Consider the following 20,135-nt stretch of genomic DNA (forward strand, 5'->3'; position numbering starts at 1 on the left):
TTTGAGTCGCGGGTGTAGTTCAATGGTAGAACTTCAGCCTTCCAAGCTGATAGCGTGGGTTCGATTCCCATCACCCGCTCCATACTTAACTTCCGAAATCCTTGTCCGCAAGGGTTTTTTTTGTTATTTCGGAGTTGTTGCAGGGAACTAGAATGTGTGGATAATGCTGATGAGTGAGGATAGGGTACGGCGAAGAAGACGTAGTGGCAGGACGTGAGGGTGTACCTAGTGATACTAGTGATAGAAGATACGTGAGTACATAGGGACAGAACATAAGGGATAGTACATACTGGCAGAACAATAACTAAATCTGCTGAAAGTAGGGTGCGGCTTCATTCAAAGGTAAAAGTCCCTCTAATTCGGCCTGAATTGGGCGATAGTTGAAAATGAGAGGGATAAATCCCACTGATGCAGCTGAAAGTCAGTTACACGTGAAAATCAAGGGGATAAATCCCACTGATTCCGCCAGCTGTGGCCATACGAGAAATTAGATGGCTGGATTGCAAAGGTGAGTAGTAGCACAAAGACTGCATACGCTCCAGCATATAAAACTTAGCCGAAAGTTGACGGTAAGCAGAAATGAGGAGCATTAGTGCACCTGAATTCGCTGAAAGTTGACGGTAAGCAGAAATGAAGAGCATTAGTGCACCTGAATTCACCGGATAATACGTTAGAAAAGTCAAAATGAACCCAGCGATGTTACCTTAAAAGCTGAATAAGTAGCACAGGTGTCACAACTCACACCGGCTACACCAGCCACAGCTAATTCATCTGTTGAAAAAGCCAGGCCCCCGATCCTTCGGGGGCCTGGCTTTATGAAATGACAGGTAAGCCGTCTGCCTTGGACGTTAAACGGTCTTCAGGAACTCGACCAGGGTCAGCAGGCCTTTGTCGAAGTTCTCCAGGTTGAAGTGCTCGTCCGGTGCGTGCAGGTTCTCGTCATCGAGTCCGAAGCCCATCAGGACAACCGGCGCCTTCAGGATGCGGGCGAAGCTCTCCATGATCGGGATAGATCCGCCGTCTTTGGTGAAGAGGGCGCGGGTGCCGTAGAACTTGCCGTAAGCATCGGCAGCGGTCTGGAGGATCGGGTGCGACGGGTCGATGTTGAAGGCGCGTGCCTTCTCCATCTGCTTCACCTGAACCTTGGCGCCCTTTTGAATATTAGCCTTCAGATGGGCTTCAACGGCATCCAGGATGTGCTGAGGGTCCTGGTCGCCGACCAGGCGGCAGGTAATTTTGGCATGGGCTTCTTTAGGGATTACCGTCTTGCTGCCTTCGCCTTGGAAGCCTCCGTATACGCCGTTCAGCTCCAGTGTTGGACGAGCGCCGACCCGTTCCACGAAGGTGTAGCCTTCTTCGCCGTACAATTGCTCCAGGCCGAGGGCGGTCCGGATTTTGTCTTCATCTACGCCCTGCTTGGCGAATTCTTCGCGCAGCAGCGGGGACAGGGCAGGTACGCCTTCGTAGAAGCCTTCTACAGATACACGGCCCTTGTCATCGTGAAGGGTGCTGAGCAGCGAGACCAGCGCATGCAGCGCATTAGGAACGCCGCCGCCGTAGGAGCCGGAGTGCAAATCAGTCAAGGCGGTGTTCACTGTGACCTCCATTGAGCAGAGACCACGGAGTCCGGTACAGATGGCAGGGCGTCCGCGTTCCAGAAGGGAGGTATCCGAGACGAGAACGGCATCTGCTGCAAGCTTGTCCTGGTTAGCTTCCAGGAATGGCGGCAGGTTGACGCTGCCAATCTCTTCTTCCCCTTCGATGCAGAGCTTGATGTTGACCGGCAGAGTGCCCTCTTGCTTGAGGATAGCCTCAATAGCCTTGATATGCATGAATACCTGACCTTTGTCGTCTGTAGCGCCGCGCGCATACAGCTTGCCGTCACGGATCTCCGGTTCAAACGGAGGCGTAGTCCACAGGTTCAGCGGATCAACCGGCTGTACATCATAATGGCCGTAGACCAGAATGGTCGGTTTGCCGGGAGCGTGAAGGTAATCTGCATAGATCACCGGATGACCGGCTGTAGGGTGCAACTCGATATTCTCAAGACCCGCACGCTTTAGGGTCTCAACCAGCCAGCCGGCTGCGGTATTAATATCTTCCTTGTGGGTGGACAGGGCTGAAATGCTGGGGATAGCCAGCCATTGCTTGAGTTCATTAAGCTGGGCTTCACGCTCAGCCTGAAAATAAGTTTCGTATGACATTGTGGGTATGTACCTCCTTGGAATTCGCTGCTTAATACCACAGCTACCCGTATTATGCGGCAACATGCATAACGGAGGGTCTCTGCGGCTCAGGTTCGGCAGTGTAATGCATTCATTATACTGGAGATATCCCCTTGGATCAAAAAAGGATTGTCCCAGCCGTTAATCGGAGGGGGACCCGAGCTGCGTAGCTTGGGGAACAGTTCCTTGCAGGCTGTTGATTACTGGCAGTAACCGTGATAGACTTACTTAGTTTAAGCAAAGGAACCGCCGAGCGCGGCGGAAGCGACAGGAGCGAAATTGTAGTGTCAACGAACATACCTGCAAGTGTTGAACCGATATATATTTATACGTATGCCCATTCGCCGGATGAGACCTCGTTATGCGGAATGGAGCTGCGCTGCCTGTTCGGCCGGGAGATCCCTCCGGCTATATTTGCAAGCGGGGTAGAGGTGGATGTCAGCCGTAGTCCTTTTATCAAAGAGCGGATTGATGTGATGTACGAAGGGGACACGCTGCCTGAGATCTACAAGCAGACAGAGCAGGTAGAGCTGGGGGGGCGGAGCTTCAAGGTTATTTTTGTGAAGACTAATGATCTGACTCCTGAGCATAAAATCGAATACGCTGAGCGCAGAGTGATTGAGCGGGAAATCGGCCTGCGGATTGAGGGAGAGGCAGATGTAAACCATCCGGAGCTGGTGTACGGGATTGTAACGCTCGGCGGACGCTGGTACTTCGGCCCTTATCATAAGAACAATGCAACCTGGTTCCGGCAGATGAAAAAGCCCCGCAGTTACTCCATAGCGCTCAGCACACGGGTAGCCCGGGCGGCGGTCAATATGGCGGTTCCGCGCATACCCGGTGTGAAGCTGATCGATCCCTGCTGCGGAATTGGCACAGTAATGGTAGAAGCGCTGTCGATGGGCATCGATGTTGTCGGCCGTGATATTAACCCGCTAATTGCTGCTGGTGCACGGACGAACATCGCTCATTTCGGCTTTGAGAGCGTTGTTACGCTCGGAGATATCGCAGACATCCAGGAGCATTACGATGCGGCCATCGTGGATATGCCTTATAATCTGTATTCACGGATTACCCCCGAAGAGCAGTTTGCGATTCTGAGCCATACGCGACGGATTGCGGACAGAGTGGTCATTGTGGCGATTGAGGCGGTGGATGAGATGATTGCTGCGGCCGGTTTTACAATTATAGACCGTTGTGTGGCGCGAAAAGGTGCGTTCTCCCGTCATCTGATGCTGTGCGAGTAGAGCGTCTTGAATTAAGGGCGTAATCAAATCCGAGTGAAGGCGGTGTGCTTGTGGAACCGAAATGGTTAACCTGGGCCAAAGAAATTCAAGGGATTGCCCAGACCGGGCTGGCGTATGCCAAGGATGTATACGATATTGAACGTTATCAGGCGTTGCGGGAGCTGAGCGTGGATATTCTGGCGAATTATACGTATGAGAGCAAGGAGCGTATCCGGCTCTCCTTCGCGGGCGAAGGCGGGTATAGTACGCCTAAGGTGGACGTCCGGGGAGTTATTTTTCAGGATGATAAAATTCTGCTCGTACACGAGAAGCTCGACGGAAAATGGGCACTGCCCGGAGGGTGGGCGGACATCGGCCTGTCACCGAGCGAGGTGGTGGTGAAGGAGATTGCCGAGGAATCCGGCTACCAGGCGGAAGCGGTCCGTCTGCTTGCTGTGCTGGATAAGAAATTCCATCAGCATCTGCCGGAGCCGTATCATGTCTACAAAATGTTCATTCTCTGCAGAATTAACGGCGGGGAAGCGGCGGGTGGTGTGGAGACGAACGGTGCGGGTTTTTTTGCCGAGGATGCATTGCCCGAATTGTCGGAAGAGCGCAATACGGTAGAACAGCTGCACACTCTATTCCAATATTTACATAATCCCGAAAAAGAAGTAATATTGGACTAAAGCACTGCATATAATAGATAACCATGAGTGTATATTAGTTTTCGTCAATACAATTTTTGGTTAATACTATTTATGTAAGCCTTTACAATGATATTCCGCTGAGTCTTTATATCTAAAAAAATTATCGAAAACACTTCTTTTTGGGCCCGGCGGTCTACATTTTTTCCTCTGCTTTGACGATAAGAATTTTAGGAGGGGATCGCATGGAACAAGAAGAGTTAAGACTTCCGCTTGCGCAGGAGGGGATGACCCGGCCTACAGAGGGCAATATCGCCACGGGCCTGGTATGGGGTGTCCTGATCAGTATTCCCTTATGGATCTCGTTGATCGGCTGGATGATGGGCATCTGGAATTTCTAAGACCCGTCCGCAGAAGCTATATTCCACTACTAAACTTACACATATACAATGAAGGCTGCCTCTTCGAAGTGAAGAAGCAGCCTTTTTATGCTGAAATTACAAGTCGTTGTTGATATGCACCAGCTGGAAGGTCTCGCAGACCACCCGCATATCCGGGTTGAATGGCTTGCCCTCACGCTCCAGCTCCCTGGTGAAGAACACCTCATGCTCGTAGCGCCAGGATTCAAGGCTGCGGTCATCCTCCCCTTCGGAGTAGGCGAATTCAGCCGTTACCTCAGCGAATGGAACGACCTCCACCTTCGTCGTTTCGATGATCGCACGCGGCTGCCCCTCACTGTCCAGCAGTATGGATAACCCGCCTGTAAAAGGCATGGTCAGCCCCTGTGCTTCAATCAGCTCATAATTCTGCGCGGTCCCGGTCTTGATTCCTCTCAGAACCAGATCCAGCAGCTCATCTGCCAGCCGGGGATTGTCGCCGAATGCCCAAGCGCTGTCGAATTTGTCCGCTGCTTCCGGATGCTTAACCAGATAACTCTCCCAATATTTCGCAATTTCCGGGGTTAATGTCATTACGGTCACCTCTACCTTAGATATAGTATTTAGCTGTCTAAAATTCACATCTCAGCTTCGCTTAACCAGCCGCTATACATCTCATCGAGCTTCTGCTGCGCAGCATCTCTCATTCCTTGCAGCTCGGCCAGCTTCTCTGCATTGCTCGAAAGCTGCGGGTCCAGCATTTCAGCATCGATAAGAGCAAGCTGTGCTTCCGCTGCGGCAATGTCCTGCTCCCACGAAGCCGCCGGACGCGGCTTGCGGTTCGGACTGGCTGGGGCGGATGGGGATGCTTCTGCCCGCCCGCTTACAGAGCGGGGCTTGCCGGTGCCTCCCCCGGAAGATTCCGGCTGCGTGGCCTCTTGCCGCTGGGCGGCTTCGGCATGTTCGGCCAGCTTTTCCTTATAATACTCGTAGTTACCCGAGAAGGAGGAGAAGCGTCCGCCGTCAATATGCCAGAGCTTGCCGAAGCAGCGGTTGATGAAGTAACGGTCATGGGATACCGCCAGCACGGTGCCGGGGAACTCCTCCAACGCTTCCTCCAGCGCTTCACGGGAATCGATATCCAGATGGTTGGTCGGCTCATCCAGAATCAGCAGGTTCGGCCTCTTGTGCATCAGGATCGCGAAGCGCAGACGGGTCCATTCTCCTCCTGAGAGGTTAGTGATGCTCTTGAAGACATCGCTGCCGTAGAAGAGAAAGCGTGCCAGCTGGCCGCGGGCTTCGCCTTCTTCAAGTCCGGCCTCCTCGCGGAAATACCGCAGCACGGAGTGGCCGCCCTCCTCCGGCACAGCTTCCTGGGCCAGATAACCGACCACGGCTCTGGAAGCAAGGGTACAGCTCCCGCTGTCCGGTGTTTCCTGGCCGAGGATGATCTTCAGCAGGGTGCTTTTGCCTGCTCCGTTGCCGCCGATTAGTGCGGTGGTCTCGCCGTATCGCAGAATATCGCTGGCGGCCGAGAAGAGCCTGCGCTCCCCGTAAGACTTGCTGATCCGGTCAAGGATGACGACCTGGTTGCCGGTCCGATCCTCCTGCTGGAGCTGCAGATCCATGGACTTCCGCTCCAGAACCGGACGTTTGACTCTGACCATCCGGTCCAGTGCCTTCTGCATGGAAGCTGCCCGGCGGGGGAACGAAACGTTCTGCGGATTCAGCTTTCCCCATTCAATCAACCGCTTGATACTCTCCTGCATCTGCTTGATCTTCTTCTGCTGCTCCTGATAATCGGCGAACTGCTGAAGGAGCCGTGCTTCCTTCTCTACCTGATAGCCGCTGTAGTTCGTATGGAAGGTGAAAGCCTCCCCGTCTTCAATCTCAATGACCTTCTTCACCACGGCATCCAGGAAATAACGGTCATGGGAGATTGCCAGAACCGTGCCATCATAGCTCTGGAGGAACTTCTCCAGCCACTCGATAGCCTCCATGTCCAGATGGTTGGTCGGCTCATCGAGCAGCAGGATGTCGGGACGGCGCAACAGCAGCTCGGCCAGCCCTACCTTGGTCTTCTCTCCGCCGGAGAGGGAGGAGAAGCGGCGGTCGTACTGCTCCGTTCCAATCCCCAGCCCTGAGGCTACACGCTGGATCGAGGCTTCCAGCTCATAGCCGCCTGCCGCCTCGAACTTCTCCTGCAGGGTGCCGTATTCCTTAAGCAGCCGGTTCCAGGCCTGCTCGTCTTCGCCCGCACCGGAGGATGACATCTCCTGCTCCAGCTCCCGCAGGCGGCGCTGCCAGCCGAGCTGCTCCGCGAAGCTGCGCTGAAGGACGGCGTAGACCGTCTCGTTGTCGTTCACTTCCTGAATCTGGGCAAGCAGACCGATGACGCTGCCCCGGCGGATAGCGAGCTGTCCTTGATCCGGGCGTTCCTCCCCGCTCAGCAGGTGGAAGAGGGTGGTTTTGCCGCAGCCGTTGCGGCCGATCAGGCCGATTTTTTCGCCTTGGCGGATATCGAAGGTGACATCGCTCAGGACGAGCTGGGCACCGTGGTATTTTTGGATATTTTGACATGAGATAATCATCGTTAGGCTCCTTTTATTAGAATGCTCTCTGCTCCGCCGCTTCTGGTTATCCGAATTATCCGGTCAAAAGTACATAAAAAGGCCGCAGGGAAATTTCCCTGCGGCCTGAGAATTCTTCGGGTTAAGACATCCGTTGAAGTGTAGGCGAGAAAGGCATTTCACAATGTTGTAGTGTTATTAAGTTCGTGTAAATGGACAGACTTCTCCCGTTGTCCGATTTTACATGAACGATGCCCGCCATAATATTAATCAGCCGGCTGCTAACACTGTTGGTCCGATTGTGATCCATTCTCCTACACCTCCTTTTTGATAAATTTAAAGCTAGTGTAACCAAAAATCCCGGAATAAGCAAGGAGAATTGTTCCCGCCCAGACATAAATGAATGCTTCTGTAAGTAGTATGGAGTGTGGCGAAGGGGCGGTGCCCTTATAACGGCTGCGGGAAAAGAGGAGAGCTATGGCGATTTTTAACGGATTGCTGGGCAATGCAACTCAGGTGGAGCTGGGGGAGGTGCAGCGGGAATACGGACGGATTCTGGCTCCGAATGAAAAGATTGAGCGCGCATATAAGCTGGTCCGGGACATGTTTATTTTCACAGACAAGCGGCTGATTCTTGTAGACAAGCAGGGCATGACCGGCAAGAAAACCGAATACCACTCCGTTCCTTACAAAAGCATCACTCATTATTCCGTGGAGACGGCGGGGCATTTCGACCTGGATGCGGAGCTGTGCCTGTATATCTCGGGCGCGGGGCTTCCGCTGAAGAAAACCTTCAACAAATCGGTCGATATCTATGAAGTGCAGGCTGTGCTGTCGCAATATATCCTGAAATAAGGGGGGCGCACAGACAGGGCGTACTATGGCTGTAGTCTGCTGCAGCTCTATATAACAGACGGATAGAAGGAATGGCAGGCCCGGGCCTGCTTCCATCCTGAAATTTGTGCATGGCTCACAAAATAAGCGGCAGCAAATGTACGGTCCTGCGGAAGTCGTTGACAGGGGTTCCGGGCCTGCTGTTAAATGACACTAACTTAAGCGGCAGGGAGGGGGGCGGGATATGAGAAGAGGACCTGTAATCGGAACGAAAACGATGGTGGTCAGCCCGCACTATCTGGCCTCGGCAGCGGGCGCGCAAGTTTTGGCCAAAGGCGGCAACGCCTATGATGCGGCCGTTGCAGTCAGCGCGGCGCTGGCTGTAGTCTACCCGCATATGACCGGGCTCGGCGGCGACGCCTTCTGGCTGGGGTACAGCGCCAGCGAAGGGCGCGTGCGGGCTTACAACGGCAGCGGACGCTCGGGCTACGCCGTCCGCCGGGACTGTTATGCCGGAGAGGAGGCCATCCCCCGGCGGGGTGTGCGCAGCGCCATTACGGTGCCCGGAATGGCGGATAGCTGGTCAGCCGTCCAGCGGGAGTATGGACGGCTGACCCTGGCCGAGGTGCTGGAGCCGGCTATCGGCTACAGCGCCGGGGGCTTTCCGCTGTCGCCGGATCAGCATGGCGGCAGCGTTCTGGCTGGAGCCGCGCTGTCGCCTGAAGCGGCGGCGGTGTATCTTCCCGGCGGCCAAATTCCGGCGGCGGGAGAGCGGTTTGTGCAGCGGCAGCTGGCCGGGACGCTGCGGACGCTTGCGGCGGGAGGCCGGGATGCTTTTTATAAAGGGAGCATTGCGAAAGAAATCAGTGATTATATGCAGGCTTCCGGGGGTTATCTGACCCGCGATGATTTCGCGGACCATCAGGGGAGCTGGGAGGAGCCGCTTCAGACTGAATACCATGGGCATACCGTCTATCAGGTTCCGCCGAACTCGCAGGGCTTCACGGCGCTCATGGCGCTTAATATCCTGGAGCATTATAACTTCGCGGAGATCAGGCACGGCTCCTATGAGTATTATCATCTGCTGGTGGAGGCACTGAAGCTGAGTTTCCGTGACCGCGACCAGGTGCTCACCGACCCGTCCTTCCGCAGTATTCCGCTGGACCGTCTGCTGAGTAAGCCCTATGCGGCACAACTCGCGGCGGCGATTTCTCCCCGTAAGGCGCTTGCTCTCAGCAGCGAACCGGTTGGAAGGGATACAGCTTACGCAGCGGTGGTGGATGAAGAGGGCAACGCGGTGTCGTTCATCCAGAGTCTGTATTTCGAATTCGGGTCGGGGGTGGTGGCCGGGAATACGGGAATTCTGCTTCAGAACCGTGGCTCCTTCTTCTCGCTTGATCCCGCCCATGTCAATACGCTGGAGCCGCATAAGCGCACTTTCCACACGCTGATGCCGGCGATGGCCTGCCGGGACGGAAAGCCAGCCTATCTTTATGGCACACAGGGCGGTGAAGGACAGCCGCAGACGCAGACCCTGCTGCTCACGCGCATGCTTCACTATGGGATGGACCCGCAGACTGCGGTGAGTGAACCCCGCTTCGTCTGGGGCAGAACCTGGGGGGAGCCGACTCAGGAGCTGCGGATCGAGAACCGGGTGGCGGAAGCGGTGCGGGCGGAGCTGGCGGAGGCGGGGCATCTGGTCCGTGAGGCACAGAGCTATGACGGGGTGATGGGGCACGCCCATGCCATCTCGATTGACAGTAACGGCTACCGTAGCGGGGGGACGGACCCTCGCTCTGATGGAGCGGCTATCGGGTGGTAGAGGGAATGAATTCGTGGCAGGGAGATATGGAGTAGGGCGATAGGGAGACTGAGGGATAAGGGGATAAGGAAGTTGGGAGATGGGGAGATGGGGAGATAGGGAGATAGGGAGATAGGGAGATAGGGAGATAGGGAGATAGGGAGATAGATCCGGTTTGTCCGGGAGGGAGAGGTGGAGCAGCATGGTTCTTGATAATCGGTACGGTGCATTCCGGGTCCCGGAGCTGGAGATTCCCGGCAGCGGACACGGGGCGTTGCTCGGTCTGACCTTCACGGTAAAAGATGTCTTCGCAGTGGCCGGGCACCGCTCTTCCGCCGGTAACCCGGACTGGCTGCGCAGCCACGAACCGGCGGACTCCCATGCAGCTGCTGTACGCAGGTTGTTGGATGCCGGAGCTGCGCTGCGGGGGGCTGCCCATACGGATGAGCTGATGTACAGCCTTGGTGGAGAGAACTATCATTACGGTACGCCAGTGAATCCGCACGGGGAGAACCGGATTCCCGGCGGCTCGTCCAGCGGGTCAGCGGTGGCGGTGGCCTCGGGAAGTGTAGATTTTGCCCTCGGTACGGATACGGGCGGCTCTGTCCGGGTTCCATCCGCTTATTGCGGTGTGTTTGGTTATCGTCCATCGCACGGGGCGGTATCCCTGGAGGGGGTTATTCCGCTGGCCCCGGCTTTTGACACGGTGGGCTGGATCGCTGGAAGCACGGAGCTGCTGTTGAAGACGGGGCGTATTCTGCTCGGGCCTGTGGACAGCGGCGGAGATGCGCAGGGCGGGGAGAATCGGAAGAAGGCGGGCGATCTACTCGGGTCTATGGACAGAGGCGATATCGCCCAGGGCATGGAGAATAGTATGGAGCAGAGCAGTGGCGAGTCGGTTGAAGAGTCCGGCGCAGACCTCAGGCTGTCCCAGATGTTCTTCCCCCCGGAAGGCTGGGCGCTTGTGGAGCAGGACTGTGCAGACTACCTGAGGCGGGGGCTGGACAAGCTTCAAGCGGGCGCTTCGCTACAGGCTGCTGAAGCCGTGGTTGCCCCGGAAGGCTTGAAGACCTGGATGGACGCCTTCCGCGAACTGCAGGGTGCCGAGATCTGGGCATCCCATGGGGAGTGGATCGGGCGGGAGCAGCCGGTCTTCGGGCCGGATATTGCCGCCCGGTTCGCTTGGGCGGCAGGGCTAGCCGGGGCGGATCACAGCCCGGCCGGTATGCTGCGCAGCCGGATCACTCAGCGGCTGAGGGTGCTGCTCGGGAAGGACGGCTGTCTCGTCCTTCCGACCGTGCCGGGTCCGGCCCCGCTGCGCGGCGCCGGACCCGGGCAGCTGGAGCGGAGCCGCAGCAGCGCCATGATGCTCAGCTGCCTGGCCGGACTGGCCGGGCTGCCGCAGGTTACGCTGCCAGTGCCCGGCCCCGGCGGACTGCCGCTGGGACTGTCCGTCATCGGCGGGCACGGACAAGATCTGAGGCTCCTGTCATGGATACAGGAGGTATGGAAGTAAGAAGTCATAGCCCTGGTTCTCTGAACGAAGAGAACCAGGGCTTTTTGCTGATCGTTAGGAGATCCGTCAGTTGGGCGAGGGTGCTCGGACCATATGTATGTGGAAAACCGAATACATTGGGCTGGTACGGGGGGGAGCGGGCCGAATGCATGTGAAAAACAGCATACAATGGGCCGGTGGCGGGTGAGCGAGCCGAATGTATGCGGAAAACAGCATACAATGGGCCGGTGCGGGGATGAGCGCAGCGAATGTATGTGAAAAACAGCATACAATGGGCTGGTACGGGGGTGAACGTGCCAAATGGGCTGGTACGGGGGTGAGCGAGCCGAATGTATGTGAAAAACAGCATACATTTGGCCGGTGCGGGGATGAACAGGCCGAATGCAGCTCCAAGGGACCGAATGAGGGTCGATGCTGCCGTTTGTTACTTATACGTAATAATATATAACATAAACTAATCCTATTTTAACTTTTCTCTTTCCAACAGCGGTCATTTTATCTATAATGTTACATAAAGTAACATATGAATCGAATGAACCTATAATGGACCTATTATGAAGGTAGAGAAGGAGGGGTGGCTATGCATCTTACGGTGGAAGAAGCGTTGTCCATTTATCCTTTATCTGAAGCGAAGCTGATTGCCGGGGCCAAGGGGAAGCACAGGATTGTGAAATCGATCAATGTCATGGATGCTCCCGACATCTCGGACTGGATCAAGGAAGGGGAAATGCTGCTGACCACAGCCTATCTGATCAAGGACAGCCCGGAGGATGCCTCGGCACTGCTGCAGATGCTGAACCGGCGCGGGTCAGCGGGGCTGGGCATTAAGCTGGGCCGGTTCTGGGAGGCTGTGCCGCCGCCCTTGATTGCGGAAGCGGAGCAGCTGAATTTCCCGCTGATCGAGCTGCCGTTCCAGTTCACTTTCTCCGACCAGATGAACGGCTTGTTCCGCGCGGAGCTGTCGCGCAGCGTGGGCACGCTGCAGAGCATGATGGAGAAGCAGCGGCTGCTAATGCGTCTTGCCTTACGTTCCGGTCGCAGCCGTCCGCTGCTGGACACCGTCTCCGAGATCATCGGTTATCCGCTGGCTGTAATCAGTAGCCGCGGGACGGTAGTATTCAACAACTCGGGGTATACCGAGAGTGAGCAGTTGGAAGGATGGCCTTGGCCGCCCCGCAATCAGCGCTTCCGGCTTGGAGGGGGCACTGGCTACCGGCTTCCGCTGCTACAGGCCGGAAAATGCCTCGGTTACCTTCATTATTGCGATATTGATCCCTTGCTGCTGCCCGTGGAGGAAAGTCTGTTCGTCCAGGGGGCTGAGCTGATTTCTTATCATATGCATACCGGGCTGGAGGATTATTTCGAGCAGGCCGGACACCGGGAATTCAGCGGGCTGCTGCGGCGGTTCCTGAATGACGGGCTGAAATACGCTGAGCTGGCGCAGGCAGCGCTCCGGCTGGAGATTACGCTGCTTCAGTCCCCGTTTCAACTGCTGCTTACCGATGTGGCTGCTGCGGGAGAAGCCCGGCAGGGAGAGCTGCTGCGTCTGAAGGAGGAGTATTCGGAGCATCCGGTGCTGCATAGCCTGCAGGCGGTTCACTTCCTTGTGGAGGAGGGACTGGTGTCGCTGTACCCGGCCGGGCCGCATCAGCCGGAGGAGTTCCGGGCGCTAATTCAGGAATGCTTTGACAGCCTGAAGTTCGATAAAGGGTATTATCCGCAGGCGGCTGTCAGCAGCGTGAAGCATAAGCCGGAGGGGCTGAAGGAAGCTTTTGCCGAGATTAAGGAATGTATGGGGATGGCCCGGCAATGGGGCGCGCACGGAAATGTGGTGCATTACCGCCAGCTGGAGCTTGATTTGCTGCTGAGCAAGATTCCGGCGGAGACCATGGAGCGTTACTACAGCGGCTGCCTGCGGGGGCTGCTTAGCCGGGAGCCTGAATATGTTAAGGAGATGCTCCACACGCTGGAGGTCTACCTGGAGAATGATGGCCATGTGAACGAGACGGCCAAGAAGCTGTTCATTCACCGCAATACGGCCACTTACCGGATTGAGAAGCTCAGCGAGCTGCTGGATGTCGATTTCAAAAAAATCAATGATCTCATGAAGCTGAAGCTGGTCTTCCTGTTCCGCAGAATGCTGGAGCGCGAATAACAGCCGTCCATGAGCAGATTGCCCAAAAAAAGGAGTGAAGAACAATGAAGGTGGCCGGAATCTTTTTGGCGGCAAGCCGCAGTAATGGAGCAGGGGCCTCTGAAGGTTCTCTGAACAGGGCGGGCACGGGTTCAGCCGGTGCGGCGATGCTTAGCGAGCTGGAGACCTGCGGGCTTGCGCCGCTGGTTGTGGTGGTTCGTGCGGATGATCCTTTGGGCTGGCTGCCACCGGCCGGGAAGGCGGAGAATATGCGGCGGATTGAGACTTGTCTGACGGCCCATCTGGGCCTGTCCTTTTCACTGCGCTGCGGCTTGAATGCTGTAGCTTTGCTTCAGCCGGATGCGGTGGTCATTGCGGCGGCGGATCAGCCGTTTGTGGCAGCGGCTCAGATCCGCCGTTTCATCCAAGCGTATGAGCAGCATCCTGAGCTTGATTATGTCACAAGTGCACAGGAAGGGCTGCTGATGCCGCCAGCCCTGTTCGCCAGCACGCTGTTCAGCGGACTTCAGGAACTGGACGAGGAAGAGGGCATAGCCGCTATTATGCGGACCAAGGAGTATAAAGGGCTCATCCTGCCGCAAGAGCCTGTTCAGACGTTCGCAGAGGCCGGGCTGCCAGAGAGCTTCGGGGAATTCCGCAAAGAATGGAGCGTGCGGAGCGGCAATAGACAGTGAATTCGCTATTTTTCAAAGGCATGTAAGGTAATATCACTTAATTTAAGTTTAATTTGAGATGACTTCGTGCATGAAGCACAAAAGCGGCCCCTCTTCTTATCCAAACACACAAAGCTATGTTATATAAATTTACGTAAGTGCTGCGCCTCAGTATAGTAGAGATAAATTAATGGCTGTAGCCATTAGGAGAGATATCCTGGAGGAGGAGAATTATGAAACAAAGGGGTCTGGCATTCAAATTCAGCGTCATCACGATGTTCCTGCTGGCGGTGGTTCTGACGGGTTGCACGAAGAATAATACGGCGTCTAATACGGGTGCGGCAGCAACGACAGAGCCTTCGGCGGCAAGTACACCGGCAGGCAGCGAGGCGCCGGCAGGAGCAGAGGCAGCGGCGAAGAAGCCGACGGTTGCTTTTGTCTATATCGGGCCTCCGGGTGACGGCGGGTATACGTATCAGCATGATCAGGGCCGCCTGTATATGGAGAAGGAGCTTGGGATCAAGGCGGATTTCGTTGAAAATGTACCGGAAAGCGCCGATGCCGAGCGGATCATCACAGAGCTTGCACAGAACCATGACATCGTGTTCACCACAAGCTTCGGTTATATGGATTTCACCTTGAATGTAGCCGGTAAATTCCCTAACGTGAAATTCCTGCACGCTTCCGGCTACAAGACAGCAGAGAACATGGGGACGTACTTCGGCAAAAACTATCAGGCAAGCTATCTGTCGGGGATCGCGGCAGGCAAAATGACAAAGAAAAACCATCTCGGCTATGTGGGAGCCTTCCCGATCAGCGAGGTGATCTATAATCTGAACGCCTTCACGCTGGGCGCGCAGAGCGTCAACCCGGCGGTTAAGGTGGATGTGGTGTGGACGAATACCTGGTATGACCCTGCCACTGAACGTCAGGCGGCCATCAGCCTGCTCGACAAAGGGGCGGATGTCCTGCTGGCGTATCAGGATTCACCGGCTACCCTTCAGGCTGCGGCGGAACGGGGAGCTTTTGCCGGGGGGAATGACTCGGATATGAGCAAGTATGCACCGGACAACTACTTAACCAACCCTGTATGGAACTGGGGTCCTTATTATGTGAAAGCTGTACAGTCTGTGATGGACGGAACCTGGAAAAGTGAGCAGTATTCCGGCGATATGGCGGACGGCATGGTGGAGCTGGCGCCATTCGGCAACAAGGTTCCCGAGGATGTGAAGAAGCTGGTGGAGGACGCCAAGGCCAAAATCATCAGCGGCGAGCTGGAGGTCTTCACCGGACCAATCTCGGACAACAAGGGTAATGTAACCGTTAAGGACGGTCAGAAGCTGACCCTTGAAGAGGTGCTTGGCATGAACTGGCTGGTCAAGGGTGTCGAGGGCACGATTCCGCAATAACAGCTGCTACACATCTTCATACAGCACAGCCTTACGGGTGGGGCGGGTTCCGGATACCGGAGCCTTCCCCACCTGTACTATAACTACCCTGAAAGGAGCGTAGTACCATGCAGGACCCTTCGGTTGAAATGCGCGGGATAGTGAAGACATTCGGTGCTGTAACGGCCAGCGATCAAGTTGATTTTTCGGCAAATGCGGGGGAGATTCACGCGCTGCTCGGGGAGAACGGGGCAGGGAAAAGCACAGTCATGAGTATGCTGTCAGGAGTGTACCGGGCGGACGCCGGGGAGATTCTCATTCATGGCAAACCAGCCAGAATCCGTTCCCCGAAGGATGCGGCACTGCTTGGTGTAGGCATGGTCTTTCAGAACTTCAGACTGGTGCAGAGCCTTACAGCGGTGGAGAATATCGTGCTTGGCGAAAAGTCGTCTTTCTGGCGCGGCAGCAGATGGATTAAACGTAAGCATGAAGAGATAGAGGCGCTTGGAGAACGCTTTGGCTTGAAATTTCCCGTCGACCAGCCGATCTGGCAGCTGTCTGTCGGCGAACAGCAGCGCGTTGAGATTGTCAAAACGCTGTACCGTAGGGCAGACATCATCATTCTGGATGAGCCGACCTCGGTGCTGACGCCGGGGGAGGCGGAGCAGCTGTTCGAGACGCTTCAGGTGATGAAGCAGGCGGGTAAGACGGTGATCATGACTACGCATAAAATGAAGGAGGTCATGGCCTCCTCGGACCGGATCTCCGTGATGCGCAAGGGGAAAATGATTGCTTCGCTGATGACGGGCGAGACGGATGAGCTGGAGCTGGCCCGGCTTATGGTGGGCCGGGAGGTTACGATCAGCCGTCAGGAGCGCGAAGCGACGGCCGGAGAGCCGCTGCTGATCGTCCGCGATCTGGAGGTGGCTGCGGATCATGGCCGCAAGGCGCTGGATGCCCTGTCGCTTACTGTTCATGAAGGCGAAATTGTGGGCGTGGCCGGAGTCGCGGGCAACGGGCAGAAGGAGCTGGCGGAGGTATTGACGGGGCTTAGAACATGGCGGGCGGGCGAGATCCGGTTTGACGGCAGTCCTGTAAAAACAGCTTCGGTAAGAGGAGCCATCGATTCGGGCATCTCGCATGTGCCGGAGAACCGGATGAAGAGCGGTCTGGCCGGACGGCTGGGGTCCGTTGACAACCTGCTGTTCAAGTCTTACCGCAGCGGGGAACATTCCAGGTTCGGCTTCCTGAAGGCGGCAAGGAACCGCTCCTGGTCACAGGAGCTGGTCCGCCGCTTCAATGTGAAGACGCCGGAGCTGGATACTCCCGTGCAGCAATTGTCCGGCGGGAATCAGCAGAAGCTGCTGTTCGCCCGCGAGGTCAGCCACCGACCGAAGCTGATGGTGGCCGTGCATCCAACACAAGGGCTGGATGTCGGCGCGGCGGCAGGGGTGCATGAGCTGCTGATGGAGCTGCGCAGCTCCGGCAGCGGGGTGCTGCTGATCTCAGAGGATCTGGATGAGCTGCTGCAGTTATCTGACCGTATTCTGGTGATCTACGGCGGTTCAATTATAGGCGAGAGCGATCATGATCAGGCGGACCGGGAACAAATCGGTCTGATGATGGCCGGTATCCGGAGCAGGGAGGGAAGCGCCGTATGAGTCCGAAGCCTGGAAATGAATCTGCAACGCTTACGCCGATGACGGGGCGCAGCGGGAGGTGGTACTCCCTCAGGCTGGAATATGATTCAAGCCGTACCCGTTCACCGTGGTGGACGCCAATCCTGTCGGTTGTTCTGGCGCTCTTGCTCTGTGCGGTGTTCATCGCCGCTAATGGAATGAGCCCGCTGGTCGTCTATGAGAAAATGTTCCGGGGAGCCTTCGGCACCTCCTACGGCTTCACAGAAACCATGGTCAAGGCTATTCCGCTGCTGCTCTGTGGGCTAGGCATTGCTGTGGCTTACCGGATCTCCGTGTGGAATATCGGGGCGGAGGGCCAGTTGACGGTAGGTGCTATGGCGGCTACTGCAGTAACGATCTATTTTCCGGACCTGACTTCCTTCTGGTCCATTACGCTGATGCTGGTTTTCGGTACAGCAGCCGGAGCCTTGTGGGGCCTGATGACGGCGGTGCCGCGGACCCATTTCGGTGTCAATGAGCTGATTACCTCGCTGATGCTGAATTATGTGGCCCTGCTGGCTCTGGATTATGTAGTGTTCGGTCCCTGGAAGGACCCGAAGGGGTTCAACTTCCCGGGTTCACCGATGTTCACGGCCGCCCAGTCCCTGCCGGTGCTTGGCAGCACCCGGCTGCATATCGGGCTGGTCTTCGGCCTCGTAGCCGTGCTGATCTATTATCTGATGATCCGGTTCACCCGCTGGGGCTATGAGCTGCGCCTGATCGGTGCCAATCCCACAGCGGCCCGATATGCGGGCATTCATATTAAGAAGCATATTATCATCGTCATGCTGATCAGCGGCGGTCTTGCCGGGATTGCCGGCATGGCTGAAGTGTCGGGGGTTACGCATAAGCTAATGCAGGGGATCTCACCGGGCTATGGCTATACGGCCATCATCGTAGCTTGGCTTGCCAAGCTGAACCCGCTGGGCCTGATTGTGACTTCGATTCTGTTCGGCGGCCTGATTGTGGGCGGCTACAGTGTTCAGACGATCGGACTGCCTTCGTCCATATCGGAAATGCTGCAGGGCGCGATCCTGTTCTTCCTGATTGCCGGCGACATGATTCACCGGTTCCGCATCCGCCGGAGCGCATAACAGCATTCTCGTACAGGAGGGAGTTCACTCATGGATTTCACTACACAGTTATTAATCGCCGCTATCTCCGCCGGAACACCGCTGCTGCTGGCTACGCTGGGAGGCATTCTGACCGAACGGGCCGGGATTATCCAGCTCGGTGCGGAGGGGCTGATGCTGATGGGGGCAGTGACGACTTGTATCGTCTACATCCGCAGCGGGAATCTGATCCTTGCGCTGCTCTCAGCGGTAGCCATTACCGCCCTTCTGGGCATGGTTCATTCGTTCTTATGTGTCACGCTGAGGGCCAATCAGACGATGTCGGGCCTGGCGATGACGCTGTTCGGCAGCGGACTTAGCGCTTATGTGGGCAAGTCGATCAGCGGCATTCCGCTGCCCGGCAGTTTGCCCAAGCTGGATCTGGAGATACTGAAGCCGGTGCCGGTGCTCGGGGAGCTTTTTGGCAGGCTGGATATGCTGACCTGGTTCAGTCTTCTGCTCGTCCTTGTGCTGCATCTGCTGATTCACCATACCTCGTGGGGGCTGCATCTGCGGGCAGTCGGCGACAATCCGGCTACTGCGGACGTCATGGGCATTCGTGTGCAGCTGATACGCTACTGCTATGTTACTGCCGGAGCGGCGCTGATTGGTCTGGCCGGTGCGGATATGGTGCTGGCATATGCGCCGACCTGGAATGAAGGGCTGACCGCCGGGCGGGGCTGGATCGCCGTGGGTCTGGTGATTTTCGCCAGATGGAATCCGCTGCGCGCTCTCTTCTGCGCCTACTTCTTCGGAGCGCTCGATTCGCTGGGGTTCCGTATTCAGCTGTTGGGGAGTGCGGTGCCGTCCTATTTTCTGAAAATGATTCCTTATGTCGTAACCATTCTCGTATTGATGTATCTGGGATACCGCAACCGCAACAAACCCTCCGGTACGCCGGAATCGCTGGGAACGCCTTATATCCGGGAACAGCGGTTCTAGACCGGAAGGGCGCAGGCGGCAATATGCAAATTAGAGGGATGGAGGCTGGCCTATGACTATACCGGCGGACCGGTTAACTCTGAAACAGATTAATTCGATGGCGAAAACAGACTTCGTGGAGCAGCTCGGCGGCATCTTCGAGCATTCCCCTTGGGTAGCAGAGGGGGTGTACAGCGGGCGTCCGTTCGATTCGGTGCAGGACCTGCATGCTGCCATGATGGAGATAGCACGGCAGGCGGAGCCGGACCAGGTGCTGGCGCTGCTGAGAGCTCACCCGGATCTGGCGACAAGACTTGCAGTCAGTCCGCTCTCAGCGGCTGAGCAGCAAAGGGCCGGACTGGACCGGCTGACACCGGAGGAATTCGCCAAGCTTACCGGGCAGAATGCCGCCTATACAGCGAAATTCCGCTTTCCGTTCATCTTCGCCGTAAGGGGCAAAACTAAAGAAGAGATTCTTAGCGCTATCTGTGAGCGGGTAGACCGTTCGGTGGAGGAGGAGCAAGAGCAGGCGTTGCTGGAGATTGGTGCGATTACTCGTTTTCGGCTGGAGGATCTGCTGGCGGCGGAATAGAGGCTGGGCACTGCATATTATAGGAGGGAGGTGACGCAAATGTCTGGAATGAACGGACGGCTGACAACTCATGTGCTGGATCTGTCACAGGGCAAGCCTGCTGCGGGCCTGTCGCTTCAGCTCTGGCGGCTGGATACCGGAGGACCTGTGCTGCTATGCCAAGCGGTGACGAATGAGGACGGCAGGCTGGACGCTCCGCTGCTGGCGGGAGAAGAAATGCAGGCCGGAAGCTATGAGCTGCTGTTTATGGCCGGTGATTATTTCCGGGGCGCTCAGGCTGGTGCCGGAGAACCGGAAGCTGAGGAGGAGGGAGCAGGCGCTGTAATCCCGTTCCTGGACCAGATTCCAATCCGATTCAATATACCAGACCCCTCCGCCCATTACCATGTACCGTTACTGGTTGCACCTGGAGGATACAGCACTTATCGCGGGAGTTAAC

At 56.4% G+C, this 20,135-nt stretch carries 17 protein-coding genes and 1 tRNA gene; 15 read left to right on the top strand and 3 right to left on the bottom strand.

Translation table 11 applies throughout. From position 1 onward, the window contains the following. Window positions 1-8: 8 nt before the first annotated feature. Window positions 9-82 (top strand) — tRNA-Gly (locus tag NST43_RS05190). Window positions 83-848: 766 nt separating this feature from the next. On the opposite strand, the gene NST43_RS05195 is transcribed toward NST43_RS05190, so the two are convergent. Continuing rightward, the gene (locus NST43_RS05195; RefSeq protein WP_339222942.1) at window positions 849-2,204 is read right to left on the bottom strand and encodes a dipeptidase; all 1,356 of its coding nucleotides are present in this window, start codon (window positions 2,202-2,204) and stop codon (window positions 849-851) included. Between the two features lie 317 nt (window positions 2,205-2,521). Here NST43_RS05195 and NST43_RS05200 point away from each other — a divergent pair, with 317 nt between their 5' ends. The 3 genes from NST43_RS05200 (at window position 2,522) to NST43_RS05210 (ending at window position 4,499) form a co-directional block, all read left to right on the top strand. Continuing rightward, a complete protein-coding gene (locus NST43_RS05200; RefSeq protein WP_339225337.1) occupies window positions 2,522-3,472 on the top strand; it encodes an RNA methyltransferase in 951 nt (316 codons plus the stop codon). 50 nt (window positions 3,473-3,522) lie between these two features. Further along, a complete protein-coding gene (locus NST43_RS05205) occupies window positions 3,523-4,140 on the top strand; it encodes an NUDIX hydrolase (protein WP_339222943.1) in 618 nt (205 codons plus the stop codon). A 203-nt stretch (window positions 4,141-4,343) separates the two neighbouring features. Further along, window positions 4,344-4,499: a hypothetical protein gene (locus NST43_RS05210; protein ID WP_155991586.1), complete on the top strand. Its 156-nt coding sequence runs from the start codon at window positions 4,344-4,346 to the stop codon at window positions 4,497-4,499. Between the two features lie 96 nt (window positions 4,500-4,595). Here NST43_RS05210 and NST43_RS05215 read toward each other — a convergent pair whose 3' ends face one another. Next, a complete protein-coding gene (locus NST43_RS05215) occupies window positions 4,596-5,069 on the bottom strand; it encodes an ASCH domain-containing protein (protein WP_339222945.1) in 474 nt (157 codons plus the stop codon). A 44-nt stretch (window positions 5,070-5,113) separates the two neighbouring features. After that, a complete protein-coding gene (locus NST43_RS05220) occupies window positions 5,114-7,066 on the bottom strand; it encodes an ABC-F family ATP-binding cassette domain-containing protein (RefSeq protein ID WP_339222946.1) in 1,953 nt (650 codons plus the stop codon). Between the two features lie 456 nt (window positions 7,067-7,522). On the opposite strand from NST43_RS05220, the gene NST43_RS05225 reads away from it, so the two are divergent. The 11 genes from NST43_RS05225 (at window position 7,523) to uraH (ending at window position 20,134) form a co-directional block, all read left to right on the top strand. Beyond that, window positions 7,523-7,900 carry a PH domain-containing protein gene (locus NST43_RS05225; protein ID WP_036696174.1) on the top strand — a complete coding sequence of 126 codons (378 nt, stop codon included), beginning with the start codon at window positions 7,523-7,525 and terminating at the stop codon, window positions 7,898-7,900. A gap of 223 nt (window positions 7,901-8,123) precedes the next feature. Further along, window positions 8,124-9,701 carry a gamma-glutamyltransferase gene (gene ggt, locus NST43_RS05230; RefSeq protein WP_339222949.1) on the top strand — a complete coding sequence of 526 codons (1,578 nt, stop codon included), beginning with the start codon at window positions 8,124-8,126 and terminating at the stop codon, window positions 9,699-9,701. 181 nt (window positions 9,702-9,882) lie between these two features. Continuing rightward, window positions 9,883-11,196, top strand: coding sequence for an amidase family protein (locus NST43_RS05235; RefSeq protein ID WP_339222951.1), 1,314 nt, complete (start codon window positions 9,883-9,885; stop codon window positions 11,194-11,196). A gap of 580 nt (window positions 11,197-11,776) precedes the next feature. After that, the gene (locus tag NST43_RS05240) at window positions 11,777-13,351 is read left to right on the top strand and encodes a PucR family transcriptional regulator (RefSeq protein ID WP_339222952.1); all 1,575 of its coding nucleotides are present in this window, start codon (window positions 11,777-11,779) and stop codon (window positions 13,349-13,351) included. Window positions 13,352-13,395: 44 nt separating this feature from the next. Further along, window positions 13,396-14,025: an NTP transferase domain-containing protein gene (locus NST43_RS05245; protein WP_339222954.1), complete on the top strand. Its 630-nt coding sequence runs from the start codon at window positions 13,396-13,398 to the stop codon at window positions 14,023-14,025. 212 nt (window positions 14,026-14,237) lie between these two features. Further along, window positions 14,238-15,413, top strand: a complete 1,176-nt coding sequence (locus NST43_RS05250; RefSeq protein WP_339222956.1) for a BMP family ABC transporter substrate-binding protein — start codon at window positions 14,238-14,240, stop codon at window positions 15,411-15,413. Between the two features lie 107 nt (window positions 15,414-15,520). Beyond that, complete coding sequence (locus NST43_RS05255; RefSeq protein WP_339222958.1) at window positions 15,521-17,053, top strand: ABC transporter ATP-binding protein; 1,533 nt, start codon at window positions 15,521-15,523, stop codon at window positions 17,051-17,053. Between the two features lie 38 nt (window positions 17,054-17,091). Continuing rightward, window positions 17,092-18,165, top strand: a complete 1,074-nt coding sequence (locus tag NST43_RS05260; protein WP_339225338.1) for an ABC transporter permease — start codon at window positions 17,092-17,094, stop codon at window positions 18,163-18,165. 30 nt (window positions 18,166-18,195) lie between these two features. Further along, entirely contained in the window at window positions 18,196-19,125 is a 930-nt protein-coding gene (locus NST43_RS05265) for an ABC transporter permease (RefSeq protein WP_076076879.1), read from the top strand. Between the two features lie 52 nt (window positions 19,126-19,177). Then, a complete protein-coding gene (gene uraD / locus NST43_RS05270; protein ID WP_339222960.1) occupies window positions 19,178-19,696 on the top strand; it encodes a 2-oxo-4-hydroxy-4-carboxy-5-ureidoimidazoline decarboxylase in 519 nt (172 codons plus the stop codon). 48 nt (window positions 19,697-19,744) lie between these two features. Next, complete coding sequence (uraH, locus tag NST43_RS05275) at window positions 19,745-20,134, top strand: hydroxyisourate hydrolase (protein WP_339225339.1); 390 nt, start codon at window positions 19,745-19,747, stop codon at window positions 20,132-20,134. The last annotated feature ends 1 nt before the right edge of the window (window position 20,135 follow it).

This window comes from Paenibacillus sp. FSL H8-0332, assembly GCF_037963835.1.
GTDB classification, from domain to species: Bacteria; Bacillota; Bacilli; order Paenibacillales; family Paenibacillaceae; genus Paenibacillus_AQ; species Paenibacillus_AQ rhizoplanae.

Coding starts and splice junctions, on each gene's coding strand:
- NST43_RS05195 (WP_339222942.1), bottom strand. CDS start 2,204: ATGTCATACGAAACTTATTTTCAGGCTGAGCGTGAAGCCCAGCTTAAT.
- NST43_RS05210 (WP_155991586.1), top strand. CDS start 4,344: ATGGAACAAGAAGAGTTAAGACTTCCGCTTGCGCAGGAGGGGATGACC.
- NST43_RS05215 (WP_339222945.1), bottom strand. CDS start 5,069: ATGACATTAACCCCGGAAATTGCGAAATATTGGGAGAGTTATCTGGTT.
- NST43_RS05220 (WP_339222946.1), bottom strand. CDS start 7,066: ATGATTATCTCATGTCAAAATATCCAAAAATACCACGGTGCCCAGCTC.
- NST43_RS05225 (WP_036696174.1), top strand. CDS start 7,523: ATGGCGATTTTTAACGGATTGCTGGGCAATGCAACTCAGGTGGAGCTG.
- ggt (WP_339222949.1), top strand. CDS start 8,124: ATGAGAAGAGGACCTGTAATCGGAACGAAAACGATGGTGGTCAGCCCG.
- NST43_RS05235 (WP_339222951.1), top strand. CDS start 9,883: ATGGTTCTTGATAATCGGTACGGTGCATTCCGGGTCCCGGAGCTGGAG.
- NST43_RS05240 (WP_339222952.1), top strand. CDS start 11,777: ATGCATCTTACGGTGGAAGAAGCGTTGTCCATTTATCCTTTATCTGAA.
- NST43_RS05245 (WP_339222954.1), top strand. CDS start 13,396: ATGAAGGTGGCCGGAATCTTTTTGGCGGCAAGCCGCAGTAATGGAGCA.
- NST43_RS05250 (WP_339222956.1), top strand. CDS start 14,238: ATGAAACAAAGGGGTCTGGCATTCAAATTCAGCGTCATCACGATGTTC.
- NST43_RS05255 (WP_339222958.1), top strand. CDS start 15,521: ATGCAGGACCCTTCGGTTGAAATGCGCGGGATAGTGAAGACATTCGGT.
- NST43_RS05260 (WP_339225338.1), top strand. CDS start 17,092: ATGACGGGGCGCAGCGGGAGGTGGTACTCCCTCAGGCTGGAATATGAT.
- NST43_RS05265 (WP_076076879.1), top strand. CDS start 18,196: ATGGATTTCACTACACAGTTATTAATCGCCGCTATCTCCGCCGGAACA.
- uraD (WP_339222960.1), top strand. CDS start 19,178: ATGACTATACCGGCGGACCGGTTAACTCTGAAACAGATTAATTCGATG.
- uraH (WP_339225339.1), top strand. CDS start 19,745: ATGAACGGACGGCTGACAACTCATGTGCTGGATCTGTCACAGGGCAAG.